The organism is Microcoleus sp. B4-C1, from assembly GCF_036705285.1.
Lineage (GTDB): Bacteria > Cyanobacteriota > Cyanobacteriia > Cyanobacteriales > Microcoleaceae > Microcoleus.
In genome coordinates, this window is the sequence record NZ_JAUBUC010000016.1 from 12,827 (window position 1) to 28,874 (window position 16,048).

14 protein-coding genes are annotated in these 16,048 nt (G+C 44.8%); 7 read left to right on the forward strand and 7 right to left on the reverse strand.

Features of this window, described 5'->3' with window-relative positions:
• A partial coding sequence (locus tag QUB26_RS08985) for a hypothetical protein (RefSeq protein WP_333317580.1) occupies positions 1–295 on the forward strand: 295 nt, incomplete at its 5' end.
• Here the strand turns inward: QUB26_RS08985 and QUB26_RS08990 are convergent.
• From QUB26_RS08990 to QUB26_RS09000, 3 genes are all read right to left on the reverse strand, one after another.
• Entirely contained in the window at positions 261–968 is a 708-nt protein-coding gene (locus QUB26_RS08990) for an SDR family oxidoreductase (RefSeq protein WP_333055228.1), read from the reverse strand. The two genes, QUB26_RS08985 and QUB26_RS08990, sit on opposite strands and share 35 nt — an antisense overlap.
• Positions 969–1,152: 184 nt before the next feature.
• On the reverse strand, positions 1,153–2,562 hold the full coding sequence (locus tag QUB26_RS08995; RefSeq protein WP_333317582.1) for an NYN domain-containing protein: 1,410 nt from the start codon (positions 2,560–2,562) through the stop codon (positions 1,153–1,155).
• Between the two features lie 42 nt (positions 2,563–2,604).
• Positions 2,605–3,876: an APC family permease gene (locus tag QUB26_RS09000; RefSeq protein WP_333317584.1), complete on the reverse strand. Its 1,272-nt coding sequence runs from the start codon at positions 3,874–3,876 to the stop codon at positions 2,605–2,607.
• A gap of 333 nt (positions 3,877–4,209) precedes the next feature.
• Here QUB26_RS09000 and QUB26_RS09005 point away from each other — a divergent pair, with 333 nt between their 5' ends.
• From QUB26_RS09005 to pstB (QUB26_RS09020), 4 genes are all read left to right on the forward strand, one after another.
• Positions 4,210–5,235, forward strand: a complete 1,026-nt coding sequence (locus QUB26_RS09005) for a PstS family phosphate ABC transporter substrate-binding protein (RefSeq protein WP_333244745.1) — start codon at positions 4,210–4,212, stop codon at positions 5,233–5,235.
• A 170-nt stretch (positions 5,236–5,405) separates the two neighbouring features.
• Positions 5,406–6,335 carry a phosphate ABC transporter permease subunit PstC gene (gene pstC, locus QUB26_RS09010; RefSeq protein ID WP_333055221.1) on the forward strand — a complete coding sequence of 310 codons (930 nt, stop codon included), beginning with the start codon at positions 5,406–5,408 and terminating at the stop codon, positions 6,333–6,335.
• Positions 6,336–6,630: 295 nt separating this feature from the next.
• A complete protein-coding gene (gene pstA, locus QUB26_RS09015; protein ID WP_333244748.1) occupies positions 6,631–7,554 on the forward strand; it encodes a phosphate ABC transporter permease PstA in 924 nt (307 codons plus the stop codon).
• Positions 7,548–8,351 (forward strand): phosphate ABC transporter ATP-binding protein PstB, encoded by an 804-nt coding sequence (pstB, locus tag QUB26_RS09020; protein ID WP_333244751.1) that lies wholly within the window; start codon positions 7,548–7,550, stop codon positions 8,349–8,351. The genes pstA (QUB26_RS09015) and pstB (QUB26_RS09020) overlap by 7 nt, the downstream gene beginning before the upstream one ends.
• Positions 8,352–8,403: 52 nt before the next feature.
• Here the strand turns inward: pstB (QUB26_RS09020) and pstB (QUB26_RS09025) are convergent, their stop codons facing one another.
• The 3 genes from pstB (QUB26_RS09025) to QUB26_RS09035 form a co-directional block, all read right to left on the reverse strand.
• Positions 8,404–9,219 (reverse strand): phosphate ABC transporter ATP-binding protein PstB, encoded by an 816-nt coding sequence (pstB, locus tag QUB26_RS09025; RefSeq protein ID WP_333244754.1) that lies wholly within the window; start codon positions 9,217–9,219, stop codon positions 8,404–8,406.
• Between the two features lie 163 nt (positions 9,220–9,382).
• The gene (gene pstA / locus QUB26_RS09030) at positions 9,383–11,308 is read right to left on the reverse strand and encodes a phosphate ABC transporter permease PstA (protein WP_333317586.1); all 1,926 of its coding nucleotides are present in this window, start codon (positions 11,306–11,308) and stop codon (positions 9,383–9,385) included.
• 574 nt (positions 11,309–11,882) lie between these two features.
• Positions 11,883–13,325: an IS1/IS1595 family N-terminal zinc-binding domain-containing protein gene (locus tag QUB26_RS09035; RefSeq protein WP_333302809.1), complete on the reverse strand. Its 1,443-nt coding sequence runs from the start codon at positions 13,323–13,325 to the stop codon at positions 11,883–11,885.
• A 353-nt stretch (positions 13,326–13,678) separates the two neighbouring features.
• On the opposite strand from QUB26_RS09035, the gene QUB26_RS09040 reads away from it, so the two are divergent.
• Both QUB26_RS09040 and QUB26_RS09045 read left to right on the forward strand, forming a co-directional pair.
• Positions 13,679–15,187: a UbiD family decarboxylase gene (locus tag QUB26_RS09040; RefSeq protein ID WP_333160993.1), complete on the forward strand. Its 1,509-nt coding sequence runs from the start codon at positions 13,679–13,681 to the stop codon at positions 15,185–15,187.
• A gap of 173 nt (positions 15,188–15,360) precedes the next feature.
• On the forward strand, positions 15,361–15,633 hold the full coding sequence (locus QUB26_RS09045; RefSeq protein WP_333244763.1) for a hypothetical protein: 273 nt from the start codon (positions 15,361–15,363) through the stop codon (positions 15,631–15,633).
• Positions 15,634–15,823: 190 nt separating this feature from the next.
• Here QUB26_RS09045 and QUB26_RS09050 read toward each other — a convergent pair whose 3' ends face one another.
• Positions 15,824–16,036 (reverse strand): helix-turn-helix transcriptional regulator, encoded by a 213-nt coding sequence (locus tag QUB26_RS09050; RefSeq protein ID WP_333244766.1) that lies wholly within the window; start codon positions 16,034–16,036, stop codon positions 15,824–15,826.
• Between the last annotated feature and the right edge of the window lie 12 nt (positions 16,037–16,048).

A 16,048-nucleotide genomic window follows, 5' to 3' on the forward strand; every position in this document is an offset into this window, starting at 1 on the left:
CAATCCCAAATCGAAAATCGAAAATCCTCAAGAAAGAGCATTGATCCGTGGGGTCGCCTCTCAAATCGAAAATCGAAGCTGTCTTCTGCCTTCAAATGACAAGCGAATTTCTTCATGTGATACCCGCCACGTGATTTATCCGTGGAATCAATCCCAAATCGAAAATCGAAAATCCTCAAGAAAGAGCATTGATCCGTGGGGTCGCCTCTCAAATCGAAAATCGAAAATCGAAAATCGAAAATCGATTGACTCCTCAATCGCTAAAAGAACAAATGACTTTCCGGCTGAATATTAATCTCCATCGGCACAGCTTGCGGGTCAGCCGAAAGAGCAAACATAATCGCATTTGCAGCAGTTTCGGTACTCAGCATTTTTGACCTGTCTACCTTCAAACTCACATTATCCCAAAAGGGAGAATCCACCCCGCCAAAATAGAATAGCGTAAACTTAATGCCGTAGCGTCGCAGTTCATCTGCCATGCACTTGCTGAAACCAACTACCCCAAACTTTGAAGCGCAATAAGCCGTTCCCATCGCCATCGAATGCTTGCCCAAAATCCCGATGACATTGCAAATGTGGCCGGATTTGCGCTCTTTCATCACATTCGCCGCTGCTTGAGACGTGTAAAAACTGCCTTTCAAGTTCAAGTCAAGCATTGCATCTAAATCAGCGGGTTCTAACTTGTTCCACTGCTTGAGAATTCCGGCACCGGCGGCGTTGATGAGGGCATCAATTTGTCCAAAATGTTCCAGAGTTGTCTGCATCAACGTCTCGACTTGTGGCAAATCGGTGATATCTGTGGGCACGCACAGTACCTCTGTTGCTGAAAGTTCGCTAGCTAAAGTGTCTAATTTACTGCTGTCTCTGGCGGCGAGCACTAGCCTCGCACCCGCATCAGCGAGTTTGCGGGCCACTGCTGAACCGATGCCGCCAGTCGCACCCACCACAACCACAACTTTGTCCTGCATATCCCTTTACATTTCTTTACGTCCAGATTGTATGATAACTCAAGTTGCTAGTAATGGGGATGTTGATATAGCAATTCTTGCAGGAGTCGTAAATTTTTGACCCCACCCCAACCCTCCCCTTATCAAGGGGAGGGAGTAAGAAATTCACAAATTATTTAGGATGGCTATATATTTTAATTTTTAATTAATTGAGGGAAACTTGCCAGCCTTTTTCGGCTTTTTTTAGCTGGAGAGAAGCGCAGGATTGCAAAAATTTAGTAAATTTCTTACCCAAATTAAAATCTTTAATTATTTGGGTAATTTGTTTGCCGTATTGTCGGTGAAATTCGCTGCCTACATTGGAGAGAAATACAGAATTTTCAGGAGAGTTGTCGGTTAAGTCTCCAACGATTTTGACAAGAGCTCTTTCTAAGTCTTCGAGAGAATTAATATCGGTCAAAGTTGCAGGTGCTGGCTGGTGGTTATTCAGATTTTCTTGGTTAAGTATTGGCGGTGGGGGCGATAATCTTACTTCAAAAAGAGTGACATAAGTTTGAGAAGTTTCTGATGGTTTGTGGAGGACAAAATCGGTGGGATATTTGAGAAAGATATCCCTAGTTTTAGTGCCAAGCAAGTGATGGGCCACAACTTGATTGAGGACTAAACCGTAATTCTCCTTAAATAAAGCTGAAACAGTGGAAAGTTTTATCCACTGAGTTGAGGTGCGTTTTTGCTCTTTTTTGATTAATTCTTTGAGCTGAATAACTAATTGTTCTAGGGGTGTAATTTCCGGTGTGGTTACTAGGGAATGGGTTTCCAATTGTCCGGTTTTGCTGTTTAAAACTATGATTTTATCTATTTGTTTGCGGACTTGAAATACGGTTAGTCCGTGGGCTTGCAGTGTGTTGCTGAGGTGAGTGAGGGCGCGATCGGACGAACAGACAAAAATCTCTTTGGCTGTGGGATAATGTACGAAAATCGATGCGCCGACTGTAGCCATTTTTAAGTCGGCGCTGTCTTTGCCGGGGGGAACGTGAATTAGTTGATAGCCGCGCTGGTGAAATTCGGCATCTTTCTTGCCCATGCTGCGCCAGTTGGCAAAGGCAACTTTGATTTGGATGGGATAGTGGCAAATTCCTTCTAGGAATTTTTCGGTTTCGATGTTGAGTTGCAAGTTTTCGACATCTAGCAGCAAGATAGCAATGCCGAGAGGAAGCGGGGCTGGTTGATTGGTTGTGGGAGTTGGAGGTTCGGAGGAAACTGAGTTTTGTGATTTAGCCGGTGCTGTGTGAGATTGGGCTAGCTGCTGAATTTTGGCAAATAATTTGCTGAATTGAGGTGAATTAACGAATTCTGGAATCAGCAGAATTTGTAGGTATTTTTTCGCACTCAGCACCAGGGAATCTGTATCGCTGGCTACGCTGAAACTTTTTGTCAATTTTCCAATCAAAACTGACTGAAAATCAGGTTTGGCCCAGGGGGTTTTCCTGTATTTTTCAGTTATCCATTCGGGATGCTTTTCCTGAATGGTAATTAGGGTTTGAGCTATATAGCGACTGATGGCGCTGAATGCGAGAGATTCTTGAGTCGCAAGCTCGGAGGTTCGATCGGGCATGGCCCTCTACAATGCGGGATGCTGTTTCAATTTATCACAATTCTAGTTTTTCGCCGGGAGTCGGACGATCGCCCGCCAAATTAAACCGGCGACAATTAATGCCAATCCTGTCAGCCAAATTTGTCTCTCCACCCAAAAAGCCAGAAACAGACAATTCCCCAAACCCACCCAAGCCAACCACTGCGGATAAAGTCTTTCGGCGGGGGAAAGTTGCAGCGCCGCGAGGTTGGTGATAGCGTAGTAAATCAAAACGCTAAAAGCGCTAAATGACCAAGTGGTTTTGACATCGCCGACGAGGATTAAAAGTGCGATCGTAACTTCCACAACCACCACAGCCACGTAGGGAGTTGTCCCCGAAGGATTCAGCCGCGCCAAGACTCTGGGCATATCCAAGCGTCGCCCCATCGCCAGCCAGATGCGCGACAGCCCTAAAATTAAGTTCAGCAAGACTCCCAACATAGCGGTAATTGCGCCGACGGCTAGCAGTTGAGAAACTCCCGGAATTCGGAAACTGCGGGCGATGACTTCCAAGGGTGCAGTCGTGCCGCCTGGTTGTAAAGACAATTTATCGGCTCCCCCCGCGCCCGCGACAACTACTGCTACCCCGACGTAAAGCAGCATTGTCAGCACCAAAGTGAAAATTATGGCTTTGGGAATGGTTTCCCTCGGTTCCCGCACTTCCTCGCTCATTGTGGTGATGCGGGCGTAACCGCTATAAGCGACAAACATCAGGGCGGTGGCCTGGAAGATGGAGCCGATCGAGCTATCATTCTGTACGGTGGCCATTTCCCACCTTACCTCTGGCAAACCGACAGCAACAAACAGTGCTAAGGATAGAAGTGTAACTGAGACTATGGCAGTATTGGCAATATTCGATCGCCTAATTCCCGTCAATACAATTAAAGTGATGGCGGCGAGGGCGACTAAAGCTGTTAGGATCAGGTAAGTGCGATCGGCGACACCAACTGCATTTAAAAAATACCCCGCAAAACCTAAAGCAGCAGTAGCCGCAGAAGCCGTTTTCGCCAACAAAAACATCCAGCCGGCAGTGAAACCCAGCCAAGGATTGAGATATTTGTAGCCATATTCATAAGTACCGCCGCTAACAGGATGATTTGCTGCTAATTGAGCGCTGTTAAGGCCATTGCAAACAGCAACAAAAGCTGCAATACCCACAGCCAAAATCACCCCCGGCCCAGCAACTTCCGCCGCAATGCCGATACTCACAAATACTCCGGTACCGAGGATTGAGCCCAGGCCCATGAGAGTTGCGCCGAAAACACCTAACTCTCGCTTCAGAAGTGGTGAAGACATTTTTGCAAAAAACCTTACAAAGTTTTCAAGACGATCGCAAATAGCACATTAGACATATCCAATAATTTTTGTGGAACAGGCATCCTGCCTGTTCAAAACTGGCGTTTCTGGAGATGCCTCTTTAAAAAAACAATTGTCGCTGCCGTTTCTAGTTTAAGCTTTTTCCCGATCAATTTTATAGTCATCAAAAGATTGGTTCAACAGTCCATTATCTCAGTTGGTGGGAAAAATTTAAACTGTTCATAATCTAAATTAATTCAAAATTTAAAGATCGACTGTTATCCTCCTATAGGATTCGCTGCTCATCATACTTAACGCACAGGATCAAATTATATGGCGCTCAATTTGATGAAATTTAAGCTTAACGGCTGGACAATAGCCGGTGCATCGGCATTTGTAGCTGCGGCGATCGGTATGTCAGTCCCAGCGATTCAGGCTCAAGGACAAAGAATAATTAAAATCGACGGTTCCAGCACAGTCTACCCGATTACCGAAGCTGTCGCCGAAGAGTTCCAAAAAACCAACAGAGGCATACAAGTTACCGTGGGCGTCTCCGGTACGGGTGGGGGCTTCAAAAAATTCTGCCGCGGTGAAACTGACATTTCCAACGCTTCCCGACCGATTTTGAAAGCGGAGATACAGGCCTGCGCTCAAGCTGGGATTAGATATATAGAACTCCCCGTGGCTTATGACGCTCTGACAGTGGTGGTTAACAACCAAAATACCTGGGCGCAAAACTTGACAGTTGCCGAACTCAAGAAAATGTGGGAACCCGGAGCTCAGGGTAAAATCAATAACTGGAACCAAATTCGGGCAGGATTTCCCAACGCACCCCTGAAGCTTTTTGGTGCTGGTACGGCTTCTGGAACTTTTGACTATTTTACTGAAGCGATCGTCGGTAAATCTAAATCTAGCCGGGGCGACTACACTGCCAGCGAAGACGACAACGTGTTAGTCAACGGTGTTTCTCGCGACAAAAATGCCATAGGTTACTTTGGCTACGCTTATTACGAAGCAAATAAGGGCAAGCTCAAATCAGTGGCAATTAATGGTGGTAGAGGACCTGTATTGCCTTCTGCACAGACAGTGCAAAATGGCTCTTATCAACCGCTATCCCGTCCTCTGTTCATCTACGTTAATGCCAAGTCGGCAGATAAACCGGAAGTGAAGCAGTTTGTCGAATACTATATCAAGAACGGTGCTAAACTAGCGCGCGATGTCAAGTACGTAGCTCTACCTCCACAGGCTTATACAACTGCTATGGGTCATTTTACCAAGCGTCGTGTAGGCACTATTTTCGGTGGCGAAGAAGCTGTAGGTTTGACGATTGAGGAAATGTTGAAGCGCGAAGCCAGATAGCAAGTTTATCGGTATTTATTTAGTCAGCAGTCATTAGTTACTGGCGTAAATCCCGATCGTGGCGCTGCATTTACTTACAAAAATTATATCAATATTTCGGGGTGCCAATCCGAGAGTCACTACTAATGACCGATCGCTAATGACTAATAACCAATAACTCTTGATAACTAATGGCTCAAAAATCACTGAAATTATCCAAACAAGCCGCGTTTTCCCCAAAGCTAGTGAGGGATTTGCGCGAAGGTGCGATCGCTTTTTTGCTGTTCCTCGCAGCCTTTTCCTCAGTAGTAACTACTTTCGCTATTCTTTACATCCTAGTTTCGGAGTCCTTGGGTTTCTTCCAACAAGTTTCTTTGGTGGAATTTCTCACGAGTACAGAATGGACTCCCCTATTTTCCGAGCCTCGCTACGGGATTTTGCCCCTAGTTTCGGGTACTTTGGTAATTGCGGGAGTTTCAATGATGGTGGCAATTCCTATGGGTACAATCATTGCGATTTACCTGAGCGAATTTGCTGACAGTCGGGTGCGCGAGGTGATGAAGCCAGCGTTGGAATTGCTGGCGGGAGTTCCCACAGTAATCTACGGTTACTTTGCCTTCTTATTTGTGACCCCGATGTTGCAAATAGTGCTGCCGGATTTACCGGGATTCAATATGTTGAGCGCTGGATTGGTGGTGGGTATTATGATTGTACCCTTCATTAGTTCGATCGGCGAAGATGCAATGCGAGCTGTGCCAGTATATCTCAAGGAAGGCGCTTATGCAATGGGAGCAACACGATTTCAAACAGCAACGTCGGTAGTTTTTCCCGCTGCACTTTCGGGAATTTCTGCTTCTTACATTTTGGCAATTTCTCGCGCTGTGGGCCTTACAATGGTCCCCGCGATCGCCTCTGGTTTGCAGCCGAGTTATACCTGGAATCCAATGGAACCCGGTGCTACAATTGCTTCTTATATCGTGCAAGTTAGTCTCGGCGACTTGCCGCACGCCAGCTTAGAGTATCAAACAATTTTTGTGGCGGGGCTGACCCTAGTGTTGATGACTTTGATATTTAACATAATTGGGCATTTTCTGAGCAAGCGTTACAGGGAAATCTACTAATACTAAGTAAGGGTAATACCAATTTTTGGTGAGTTTCCATACAATCAGATCCCCCCTAACCCCCCTTAGTAAGGGGGGGACAACATTCTTCTCTCCGCCCTTAATAAGGGGGGACTCTTCTCAAAGTCAACCCCTACTCCCCTTATTAAGGGGGATTTAGGGGGAGCTAGCTATGTGAAACTACCCATTAAATTGGTATAAAAAGAAAGTTTTAAGGCTTGAGTTAACTAAACACAAGAATCAAAACTCCTCACCAATTACTAATCATCAATTGCCAATTACTAACTCCCAAAATATGGCCGTAAAAAATATACAGGAAATCCGAAAAATAATTGCAAAAGCTAAGCTGTGGGACAGCATTTTCGCTGCGATCGGCTTATTGTTGATGCTAGTAGGCGTGGTTGTCCTGTTAGCATTAATCATTGATTTGGCGATCGATGGTGTACCGCGTCTTTCCTGGCAATTCTTGACATCCTTCCCCTCCCGTCGCGCGGAAGACGCAGGCGTACTGTCTGCTTGGGTAGGCTCGGCTTTAGTAATGTTAGTAACAGCTTTAGCCGCGGTTCCCTTGGGTATTGCGTCGGGTATTTACTTGGAAGAGTACGCCCGGAAAAATTGGGTTGCTGATTTTATCGAAATTAATGTCACTAATTTAGCAGGCGTTCCTTCAATTGTTTATGGACTTTTAGCTTTAGGTTTCTTTGTATATCAATTAAACTTGGGTCAGAGCATTCTCACTGCTGGTTTGACTTTAGCACTGCTGATTTTACCAGTAGTAATTGTTACTACTCGCGAGGCACTGAGGGCTATTCCTAATGAGATCAGGGAAGCTTCCTACGCCACAGGCGCTACCAAGTGGCAAACGATTTCGGATCACGTTTTGCCATACTCCGCTGGCAGTATTATGACAGGAGTAATTGTGGGGTTGTCAAGGGCGATCGGAGAAACAGCACCTCTAATTACAATTGGGGCTCTCACATTTATTGCCTTTTTGCCCGACTCTCCCCTGCAATCCGAATTTCCTTATGTTTCGTTTAAATGGCTGATGTCACCCTTCACAGTCATGCCCATGCAAATGTTCAACTGGGTATCCCGCCCGCAACCGGAATTTCAAAACAACGCTGCCGCAGCAGGCCTGATAATACTGGCGATGACTTTGGCAATGAATGGCTTGGCAATTTATCTCCGCTATATTTTCCGCAAAAACATCAAATGGTAAAAAAAATCACAACCAACTCTTCGTCTTCAACTACCGTTAAGGCAAAAGCTGAAGTCAGAAACCTGAATTTTTTCTACGGTTCAACTCAGGCACTGAAAAATATCAACCTAGTTGTTGATGATAAAAAAGTGACCGCGCTAATTGGCCCGTCTGGCTGTGGCAAAACTACGCTGCTGCGGTGTTTTAATAGGATGCACGACCTCTATCCCGGCAATCGTTACGAAGGGGAAATCTTGCTGGACTCCGATGAGATTAATATCCTCAGCCGCAAGGTAGATCCCATCGAAGTTCGGATGCGGATTAGCATGGTATTTCAAAAGCCAAATCCTTTTCCCAAGTCAATCTATGAAAATGTAGTTTATGGGTTGCGAGTGCGGGGTCAAACGAAGCGCAGCGTCATGGATGAAAAAGTCGAAAAAGCTCTGCAGGGCGCGGCTTTGTGGAATGAAGTAAAAGACAGATTAAATGATTTGGCGTTTAATCTTTCGGGAGGTCAACAGCAGCGGTTGTGCATTGCTAGAGCTCTCGCAACCGAACCTGAGATAATTTTATTTGACGAACCAACTTCTGCCCTAGACCCGATCGCAACTTCCAGCATCGAAGCTTTAATTGCCGAATTGAAGGAACAAGTGACAATTCTAATTGTTACTCACAATATGCAGCAAGCCGCACGGGTTTCTGACTATACAGCTTTCATGTATTTAGGTGAAATGGTCGAGTTTAATCAAACTAAGACTATTTTTAACAGTCCTGCCAAGCAGCAAACGCAAGAATATGTAGAAGGTCGATTTGGATAATCAATGACTCAATTAAGGTGCGTTACAACTAGATATAACGCACCCTAATTTTTCAACTAATTACACTATCTATGCGGCTGTAAGTGCCCACATAATCAGAGGTCGTTTTATGTTGAGGACTCAGGAATATAGAAGGAGCTGAAGCATACTCTACAAGTTCGCCCACTCGCCTTCCTTCTTGAATCTTGATATTGAAAAAGGCAACAAGATCAGCAACTCTTGAAGCCTGCTGTAAATTGTGCGTGACTATAACAATTGTGTAATGCTTCTTCAGCCTGTTAATCAATTCTTCTATGCGTAAAGTTGAAATTGGATCGAGCGCTGAACAAGGTTCATCCATCAAAATTACCTCTGGTTGAAGTGCTAAGGCTCTAGCAATGCAAAGTCGCTGCTGCTGGCCCCCTGATAAAGTCATAGCATTTTTATTAAGCCGGTCTTTTACTTCATCCCACAGCGCTGCTTGACGGAGAGAATCTTCGACAAGCTCGTCAATATTTCCCCGATAGCCGTTGACGCGAAGTCCCAAAGCAATGTTCTCGTAAATCGATTTGGGGAATGGATTGGGTTTTTGAAATACCATACCGATGCGGCGGCGAATCTCTATGAGATTGAACTCTGTGATGTCTCGATCGTAAAAAGTAATTTTTCCGGTTATTTTAGCGCCTTTAACTAAGTCGTTGATGCGGTTAAAACAGCGCAGCAGAGTCGTTTTTCCGCAGCTAGAAGGGCCGATAAATCCTGTAACTTGATTTTTGTAAATTTCCATATTGATTCCTTGTATGGCTAAAGTGTCATTGTAGGATACGGATAGTTGCTGGACGCGCAAAATAGCTTCTAGGGGTGTTGGCAATTCAAAATCTGTTTGCATAGGTACAAAGAAACTGGGTATTGGCGATTGGGAATTGCAGATAGGGGGGTGTAAGGAAGAAGCAATAATTTATCCATTACAATCCTAATCCTGGATTTTTAGGTTTACAGGTGCGGAATTTTATTGCTACTTGGGTGAGGCTTGCTAATTGCTATTTGATGCTTTAAGCTTTTTTTTTGCTACAGCTATCTCGCAATATTATAGCCGAAATATTCATCACAAATAGAATGCCAATTAGCAAGATAATTGCTGCTGCTGCATTTTGTTGGAAATCGGCTTGACTTCGAGAAACCCAGTTAAATATTTGAACTGGTAGAGCGGTAAAAGGACTGCGTAACCCCTCCAGAGATAAAGCAGGCGTAAAGGTAATAAAAGCCGATGCACCTACCGCAATTAGCGGGGCAGTTTCGCCAATTGCGCGGGAGAGGGATAAAGAAATTCCCGTTAAAATACCGGGCATTGCAGATGGCAGGACTAGATGCCACAAAACCTGCCACCGAGTCATTCCTGTAGCGGTGCCTCCTTCGCGCAAGCTATGGGAAACGGCGCGCAGTGCTGAACGAGTAGCTATAATTATTGTGGGTAAAGCGATTACTGATAGAGTGAGGGACGCAGAAAGTAAACTGTACTTGCCAGTCACAAATCCTAATCCGTGAACAAATACTCCCAGCCCTAGCAAGCCATAAATAATAGAGGGCATTGCTGCTAAATTTGCAATGTTAATTTCGAGGAATTCGCTAAATAGATTATTGGGGACGTATTCTTCGAGATAAATGGCTGCTCCTACTCCAATGGGAGTAGCGAAAATTGCAGTTAATCCCAGCAACCAAAAAGTTCCCGCTAAGGCTACGTAAATTCCTGCTTCTTCGGGGTTCCTGGAAGCAAATGACGTGATAAATTGCCAGTTAAGGCGCGAGAGACCATCTTGAGACACATCAAATAATAAAAGCCCTAGAACGGTTATTAAAACCAAAGGTGGAATAACGGTGAGAATTATGAATATTCGATCTAGGAAGTGACGTTTGGTGAAATCAGGCTGAAAAATGTGAGGAATCTTTGGTATTTTTTGAGGGGAGTATTGAGCGATATCTGACCGAGAATTAATAGCTAAATGTTCTTGATTTACCTCCGGGCTGCCAATTGGGACTTCTAACATTAAATCGCGGTGACGCCGGACAAGCAAGTGACTCAGTGTGTTGAGGATCGAGGTCATCAAAAATATGACCGTCCCTACTGTGAAAATAGTGTGAAATTCTAGAGAATTTATAGGTACATCACCCAAACTTACTTGAATGATAAAAGCAGTCATTGTCGATACTGCTTCTAGCGGATTCAGAGCAAAGTGGGGATTTTGTCCGGCTGCAATGGAGGCGATTAGGGTTTCTCCCAAACAGCGAGAAGCTGCTAATGTAAAGGAGGCAATGATGCCGGGAAATGCGACTGGTAAAATTATTTTAGTGATAATTTCTGGTTTGGTAAAACCTAAAGCATAAGCTGCTTCCTGTAATCGTTTTGGGACATTTTGAATAGCGTCTTCACTCATAGAAGATACAATAGGTGCAATCATTATGCCAGTGACTAAACCTGCGCTTAAAGGGCTAAACCCGGCTAGATTGGGGATAAGTTTTTGCAGCAGCGGGGTGACAAATAACAGAGCAAAATAGCCATAGACTACAGTGGGGATGCCCGATAGAGTTTCTATAAAGGGTTTGAGCAGATAACGCACTCTATGGGGAGCGTATTCGCTGAGGTAGATGGCAGTGAGGAAGCCAATAGGCACGGCAACAGTCATGGCGATCGCCGTTGTCAACAATGTGCCGCTGGCAAGTACCATAATGCCAAAGGTTTTATTAGGAAACAGCGGCGTCCACTGCGTATCTGTCAAAAATCTCCACAAAGGTACTTCTTGGAAGAAAATAGCTGTTTCATAAATCAGGACTGTAATAATTCCTAGGGTGATGAATGCGGGAATACACCCAAGTATTCCCAATAGAGCGTGTAAAGCATACTCTTTCCACATAGCTGAGGTTAAATTGCGCTGCCAAAGCTTAGACTCAGGGGGTGGCAGATGCGAAGGGGCAGTTTTCATTTAAACCTGGGCTTTTGATTGTTGGCGATCGAGAGTGTCTTGATAGTTTAAAAATAATTAATTTTTCGTGCTAGTTAGTGAGGGATTAATTATTATTCAGTAATTGAGTCGCTGCAAACTGACTCAAAAAATTAGCTTTAAAAACTAATAACTAATGATTGCTAGTAGATGGTTATTTAAAATAACTGATGTTCTCTGATAATTTATCACAATAGCTAATCAAAAAGGGTTAAGAATAGGTAAGCAATTCGATAACTGAGGATTAAAGCCTCGGACTGGTTGAAAGAAAAGTGGGCCGCCCGATTAAAACCTGAGAGGCGAAAAGTTGTCTATTTGACCGAAAGCATCCAGGATACAAGCCCCCGAATTTATCTGTGGGGTCAATGCTTCAATTCTTTAATCTCAAATCTAAAATCTAAAATCGATTGACCTCAATCTTGAATACGATCGCCAGGGAGTACATGAGCCTAGTCGAAGAGCGAGCGTTACCTAAGCACCTTGGCGACTGCTATAGCTTGTAAGGTACGTCCAAGCGCACCTTACCCTCACAATTTATGACTTTTGAGTCATATATTTAATCCGTAACTTTGGCGATCGCCACTTGATGCTCCTTACCCTTTTTCTGAACTTTGAATTTTTGGCATGACTGCAAAAAATCGTGAAAATTGCTCCCCAAATGCAGCGATTGCAGCTTTTTAGTAATTGGTTGACCGTATTGCTTGTGAAATTCGGTCGCTACCTGGTTAATGCCAATGTAATTGCCGGGAGATTTAGCAGTTAATGCCTGTACAATATTTGCTATAGATGCTTCCAGGGCGGCTGAGGACTGTGTTTTTGAAGATGCTGCTGCTTTGGGAGCGATCGCCACTTGATGTTCGTTACCGAGCAATTCCATTTTGAAAACAGACGGACGCGATTTAAAAAAATTAATTAGACTAGAATCAGGCAAAAAATTTTTCACAATTAAATCGGCATGACACTGATATTTAGTATAAAATTGTTTCTTGATTGTTGTGACGGGAATAGCATTTTGTTTTAAATCAACTATCGCTTTCGCAATCATTGCTACAAGTATCTTTTCTAAAGCATCCAGCGAATGAATCCCAATTGAATTGACTGACTTGGTTTCGGGAACTTTTTGGGATTCAATATCTAGATCCACGACAAGAGGAGTTATACACTCTTTAGTCCCAGAAGAAATTTTGTCTTCTGCTGACTCCGACAGTGCAGCAGGGGAAGTTGTAGAAGGGAAAACAATAGTGTGGCGCTCTTGAAAAAGCTCAGCCACACTAGAAAAACGAGCGATCCGCTCATCAATAGATTTGTGTTCAGCCTTCAACAACTCTGCAACTTGATTAGCCAATTCTGCAAAACTAGGGATTTCCTCTTCCCTTTCGCAAGAATAGTGCTTGCTCTCACCATTCTGACAGTTTTCTACAGACAAAACTGAATTTTGCCGACGCACCCGAAACACAGTCACTCCCTGATTTTGCAACTGATTGCAAAGATGATTTAACAAACCATCCGAAGAACAGACAAAAACTTGTTTTACATCCCGATATCGATATAAAATAGCCGCGCCAAAAGCAATCATTTTACCGTCAGCACTATTAGCACCGCCCGGAACGTGAATCAGTTCGTAACCGCGATCGTAAAGTTCAGCATCCAACTTGCCGATACTCGGATTTTTCCAGTTAGCAAAAGCAATTTTAACTTGCAGGGGATAGTCGCACAAATCGGCTAAGAATTGTTCTGTATTAACCTTAAGTTTCAGATTTTCGGCATCTAACAGCAAAATCGCAATCCCGCCGGACTCTGTGGTGGTTGCAGACTCGATTCCTTGCAGGATAACTTCGCTTAACCGTGTTTCCGTGCATTTGCGACTTAAAGACGGCGGACTGGGCGGGTCAAAAAAATGTTTGCGGCAAGCTTTGCAAAGATACCGCTGGTGCCCGTTGGGACGGCCGTTTTTACGAACTTCGTCAGATTCGCATCTTGGACATTTCATGTAACCCATTATGCAGCCTAGGATCGCGAATTAAATAACTTACAATTTTAATTGTTATTGTGGGATGGGCCTAAGAGCCCGTCCAAAAAGGACGGGCTCTTAGGCCCATCCCACTTTCAAGAGTGGAAGTTATTTAATTCTCATTCCCTACTCCCGAACCGAACAAGGCATCACCTATCTTCTTCTTTCTCTTCCTACCCTACCCTTCGGGAACCCCTGCGGGGAACGGGAACGGCTTCGCCGAACGTGCCCTTGGCGTCTTCGCGGTTCGTTAAATAGATATTCTTTGACGGGTTCAAGAGTAACTTGTGGCAGTCGATCAGCTCATAATAACAAAAGAACGTTAACAATTCTTAAAAAAAATGGCTAGAGACTTGCGGGGATTCCTAAAACTACTCGAAGAACGGGGACAACTGCGCCGGATTAGCGCCTTAGTCGATTCCGACCTCGAAATTGCCGAAATTTCCAACCAAATGCTGCAAAAAGGCGGCCCTGGACTGCTGTTTGAAAACGTCAAAGGGGCCGAATTCCCCGTCGCAATCAACCTGTTGGGTACGGAAGAGCGCGTTTGCTGGGCGATGAACATGGAAAAGCCGATCGAATTAGAAGAACTCGGCAAAAAATTAGGAATGCTACAACAGCCAAAACCGCCGAAAAAGATTTCCCAAGCGATAGAATTCGGTAAAGTGCTGTTCGACGTAGTGAAGGCCAAACCGGGGCGCGACTTTTTCCCAGCTTGTCAGCAAGTGGTACTGGAGGGAGAAGGGCTGGATTTGAACAAAATCCCGATGATTCGCCCCTATCCGGGAGATGCGGGCAAAATTATCACCCTCGGTTTAGTAATTACCAAAGATTGCGAAACGGGCACGCCGAATGTGGGGGTTTATCGGTTGCAGTTGCAGTCAAAAAACACGATGACTGTACACTGGTTATCGGTGCGGGGCGGGGCGCGACACTTGCGGAAAGCGGCGCAGGCTGGTAAAAAGTTGGAAGTTGCGATCGCCCTGGGAGTCGATCCCCTGATTATTCTCGCCGCAGCAACCCCAATTCCTGTAGATTTATCGGAATGGTTATTTGCCGGACTTTACGGCGGTTCCGGCGTGCAATTGGCGAAGTGCAAAACAGTAGATTTGGAAGTACCGGCGGACTCGGAAATCGTGTTAGAAGGAACGATTACGCCGGGGGAAGTTCTGCCCGACGGGCCCTTCGGGGATCACATGGGTTATTACGGCGGCGTGGAGGATTCGCCGTTGGTGCGGTTCCACTGCATGACGCACCGCAAAGACCCGATTTATCTGACCACATTTAGCGGGCGGCCGCCGAAAGAAGAAGCAATGATGGCGATCGCGCTTAACCGTATTTATACCCCTATTTTGCGGCAGCAAGTATCGGAAATTGTCGATTTCTTCTTACCGATGGAAGCCCTGAGTTATAAAGCGGCAATTATCTCGATCGATAAAGCATATCCCGGTCAAGCGCGCAGGGCTGCTTTAGCATTTTGGAGTGCTTTACCGCAGTTTACTTACACTAAGTTTGTGATTGTTGTCGATAAAAGTATCAACATTCGCGACCCGCGTCAAGTAGTTTGGGCAATTAGTTCTAAAGTCGATCCTGTTCGGGATGTATTTATTCTGCCGAATACGCCTTTTGATACGTTAGATTTTGCCAGTGAAAAGATTGGTTTGGGAGGCAGAATGGGGATTGATGCTACTACGAAGATGCCGCCGGAAACCGATCACGAATGGGGGGAAGTTTTGGAGTCCGATCCTGATGTGGCTGCGATGGTAGAAAGGCGTTGGGCTGAGTATGGTTTGGCCGATTTGAATTTGGGAGAAGTCGATCCGAATTTGTTTGGATATGAGATGAAGTAGGGAAGGAATCGTAAAGGCGCAGAGGAGAAGGGGAGAGCGATAATTTCTCCCTTTTTTTCGTAATTTTGATAAACTTAGAGTAACGTTCAGTCACTTCTGAGATTTTCAGTATGTTGGAATGGTTGCTCAGGCTTAAAAATGCAAAATGAAAAATTAAAGATGGAGGATAGACCATGACATCACAACTTCAACAAGCCATAAATCTGGCTCAGTCACTTTCCTTCATAGAGCAGCTTGAACTCCTAAAAACACTATCCACAATCATTCAACAAACCCATTCTCTAGAAAAAAAAATCACGCCCGAAGCAGACACAGATTTTTCAGGAGAAAGCTTTCGCACATCCTGGCGCCAAGCTGTAACCGGACAAACTCTACCCCTTTCTGAACTTTGGGAGGGCATCGAACAAATATCTTGCATTTGTTGCGACATTCCGGCAGGGGTTTAAACCCCTGCCTCAAAACGAAAGTCCACGCTTTGTGGACTGAAGAAATGATTGATTCAAAATTTAAAAAAAAGGATTGAAGCGGAGAGCGATCGCTTTTTCAGTCGTCTTTAGACGACTTGAGCTTTGAGGCGGGGGTTTCAACCCCCGACGGACTGTTGCAAGAAGTGCAAAAACTAAATCACAAATCAGTTTACCGTTCCAAAACCTCAACCAAATCTTCCACCATCAAATCGAAGACAGCAGCAAGTTTCTGCAAAGCCGTGTAGTCCACCGTTGCCATTTTGGGAGCTTGGGCGTATTTTTTAACCGTGCTGTAGGGAATGCCCGTTCTCTCGGAAACTTCTTTCAGCGTCCAACCCTTTTCCTCAGCTAGTTCTCGAACTCGCAACCGTATTAGCCCCATCTTCCCGCTGAC

Coding starts and splice junctions, on each gene's coding strand:
- QUB26_RS08990 (WP_333055228.1), bottom strand. CDS start 968: ATGCAGGACAAAGTTGTGGTTGTGGTGGGTGCGACTGGCGGCATCGGT.
- QUB26_RS08995 (WP_333317582.1), bottom strand. CDS start 2,562: ATGCCCGATCGAACCTCCGAGCTTGCGACTCAAGAATCTCTCGCATTC.
- QUB26_RS09000 (WP_333317584.1), bottom strand. CDS start 3,876: ATGTCTTCACCACTTCTGAAGCGAGAGTTAGGTGTTTTCGGCGCAACT.
- QUB26_RS09005 (WP_333244745.1), top strand. CDS start 4,210: ATGGCGCTCAATTTGATGAAATTTAAGCTTAACGGCTGGACAATAGCC.
- pstC (WP_333055221.1), top strand. CDS start 5,406: ATGGCTCAAAAATCACTGAAATTATCCAAACAAGCCGCGTTTTCCCCA.
- pstA (WP_333244748.1), top strand. CDS start 6,631: ATGGCCGTAAAAAATATACAGGAAATCCGAAAAATAATTGCAAAAGCT.
- pstB (WP_333244751.1), top strand. CDS start 7,548: ATGGTAAAAAAAATCACAACCAACTCTTCGTCTTCAACTACCGTTAAG.
- pstB (WP_333244754.1), bottom strand. CDS start 9,219: ATGCAAACAGATTTTGAATTGCCAACACCCCTAGAAGCTATTTTGCGC.
- pstA (WP_333317586.1), bottom strand. CDS start 11,308: ATGAAAACTGCCCCTTCGCATCTGCCACCCCCTGAGTCTAAGCTTTGG.
- QUB26_RS09035 (WP_333302809.1), bottom strand. CDS start 13,325: ATGGGTTACATGAAATGTCCAAGATGCGAATCTGACGAAGTTCGTAAA.
- QUB26_RS09040 (WP_333160993.1), top strand. CDS start 13,679: ATGGCTAGAGACTTGCGGGGATTCCTAAAACTACTCGAAGAACGGGGA.
- QUB26_RS09045 (WP_333244763.1), top strand. CDS start 15,361: ATGACATCACAACTTCAACAAGCCATAAATCTGGCTCAGTCACTTTCC.
- QUB26_RS09050 (WP_333244766.1), bottom strand. CDS start 16,036: ATGGGGCTAATACGGTTGCGAGTTCGAGAACTAGCTGAGGAAAAGGGT.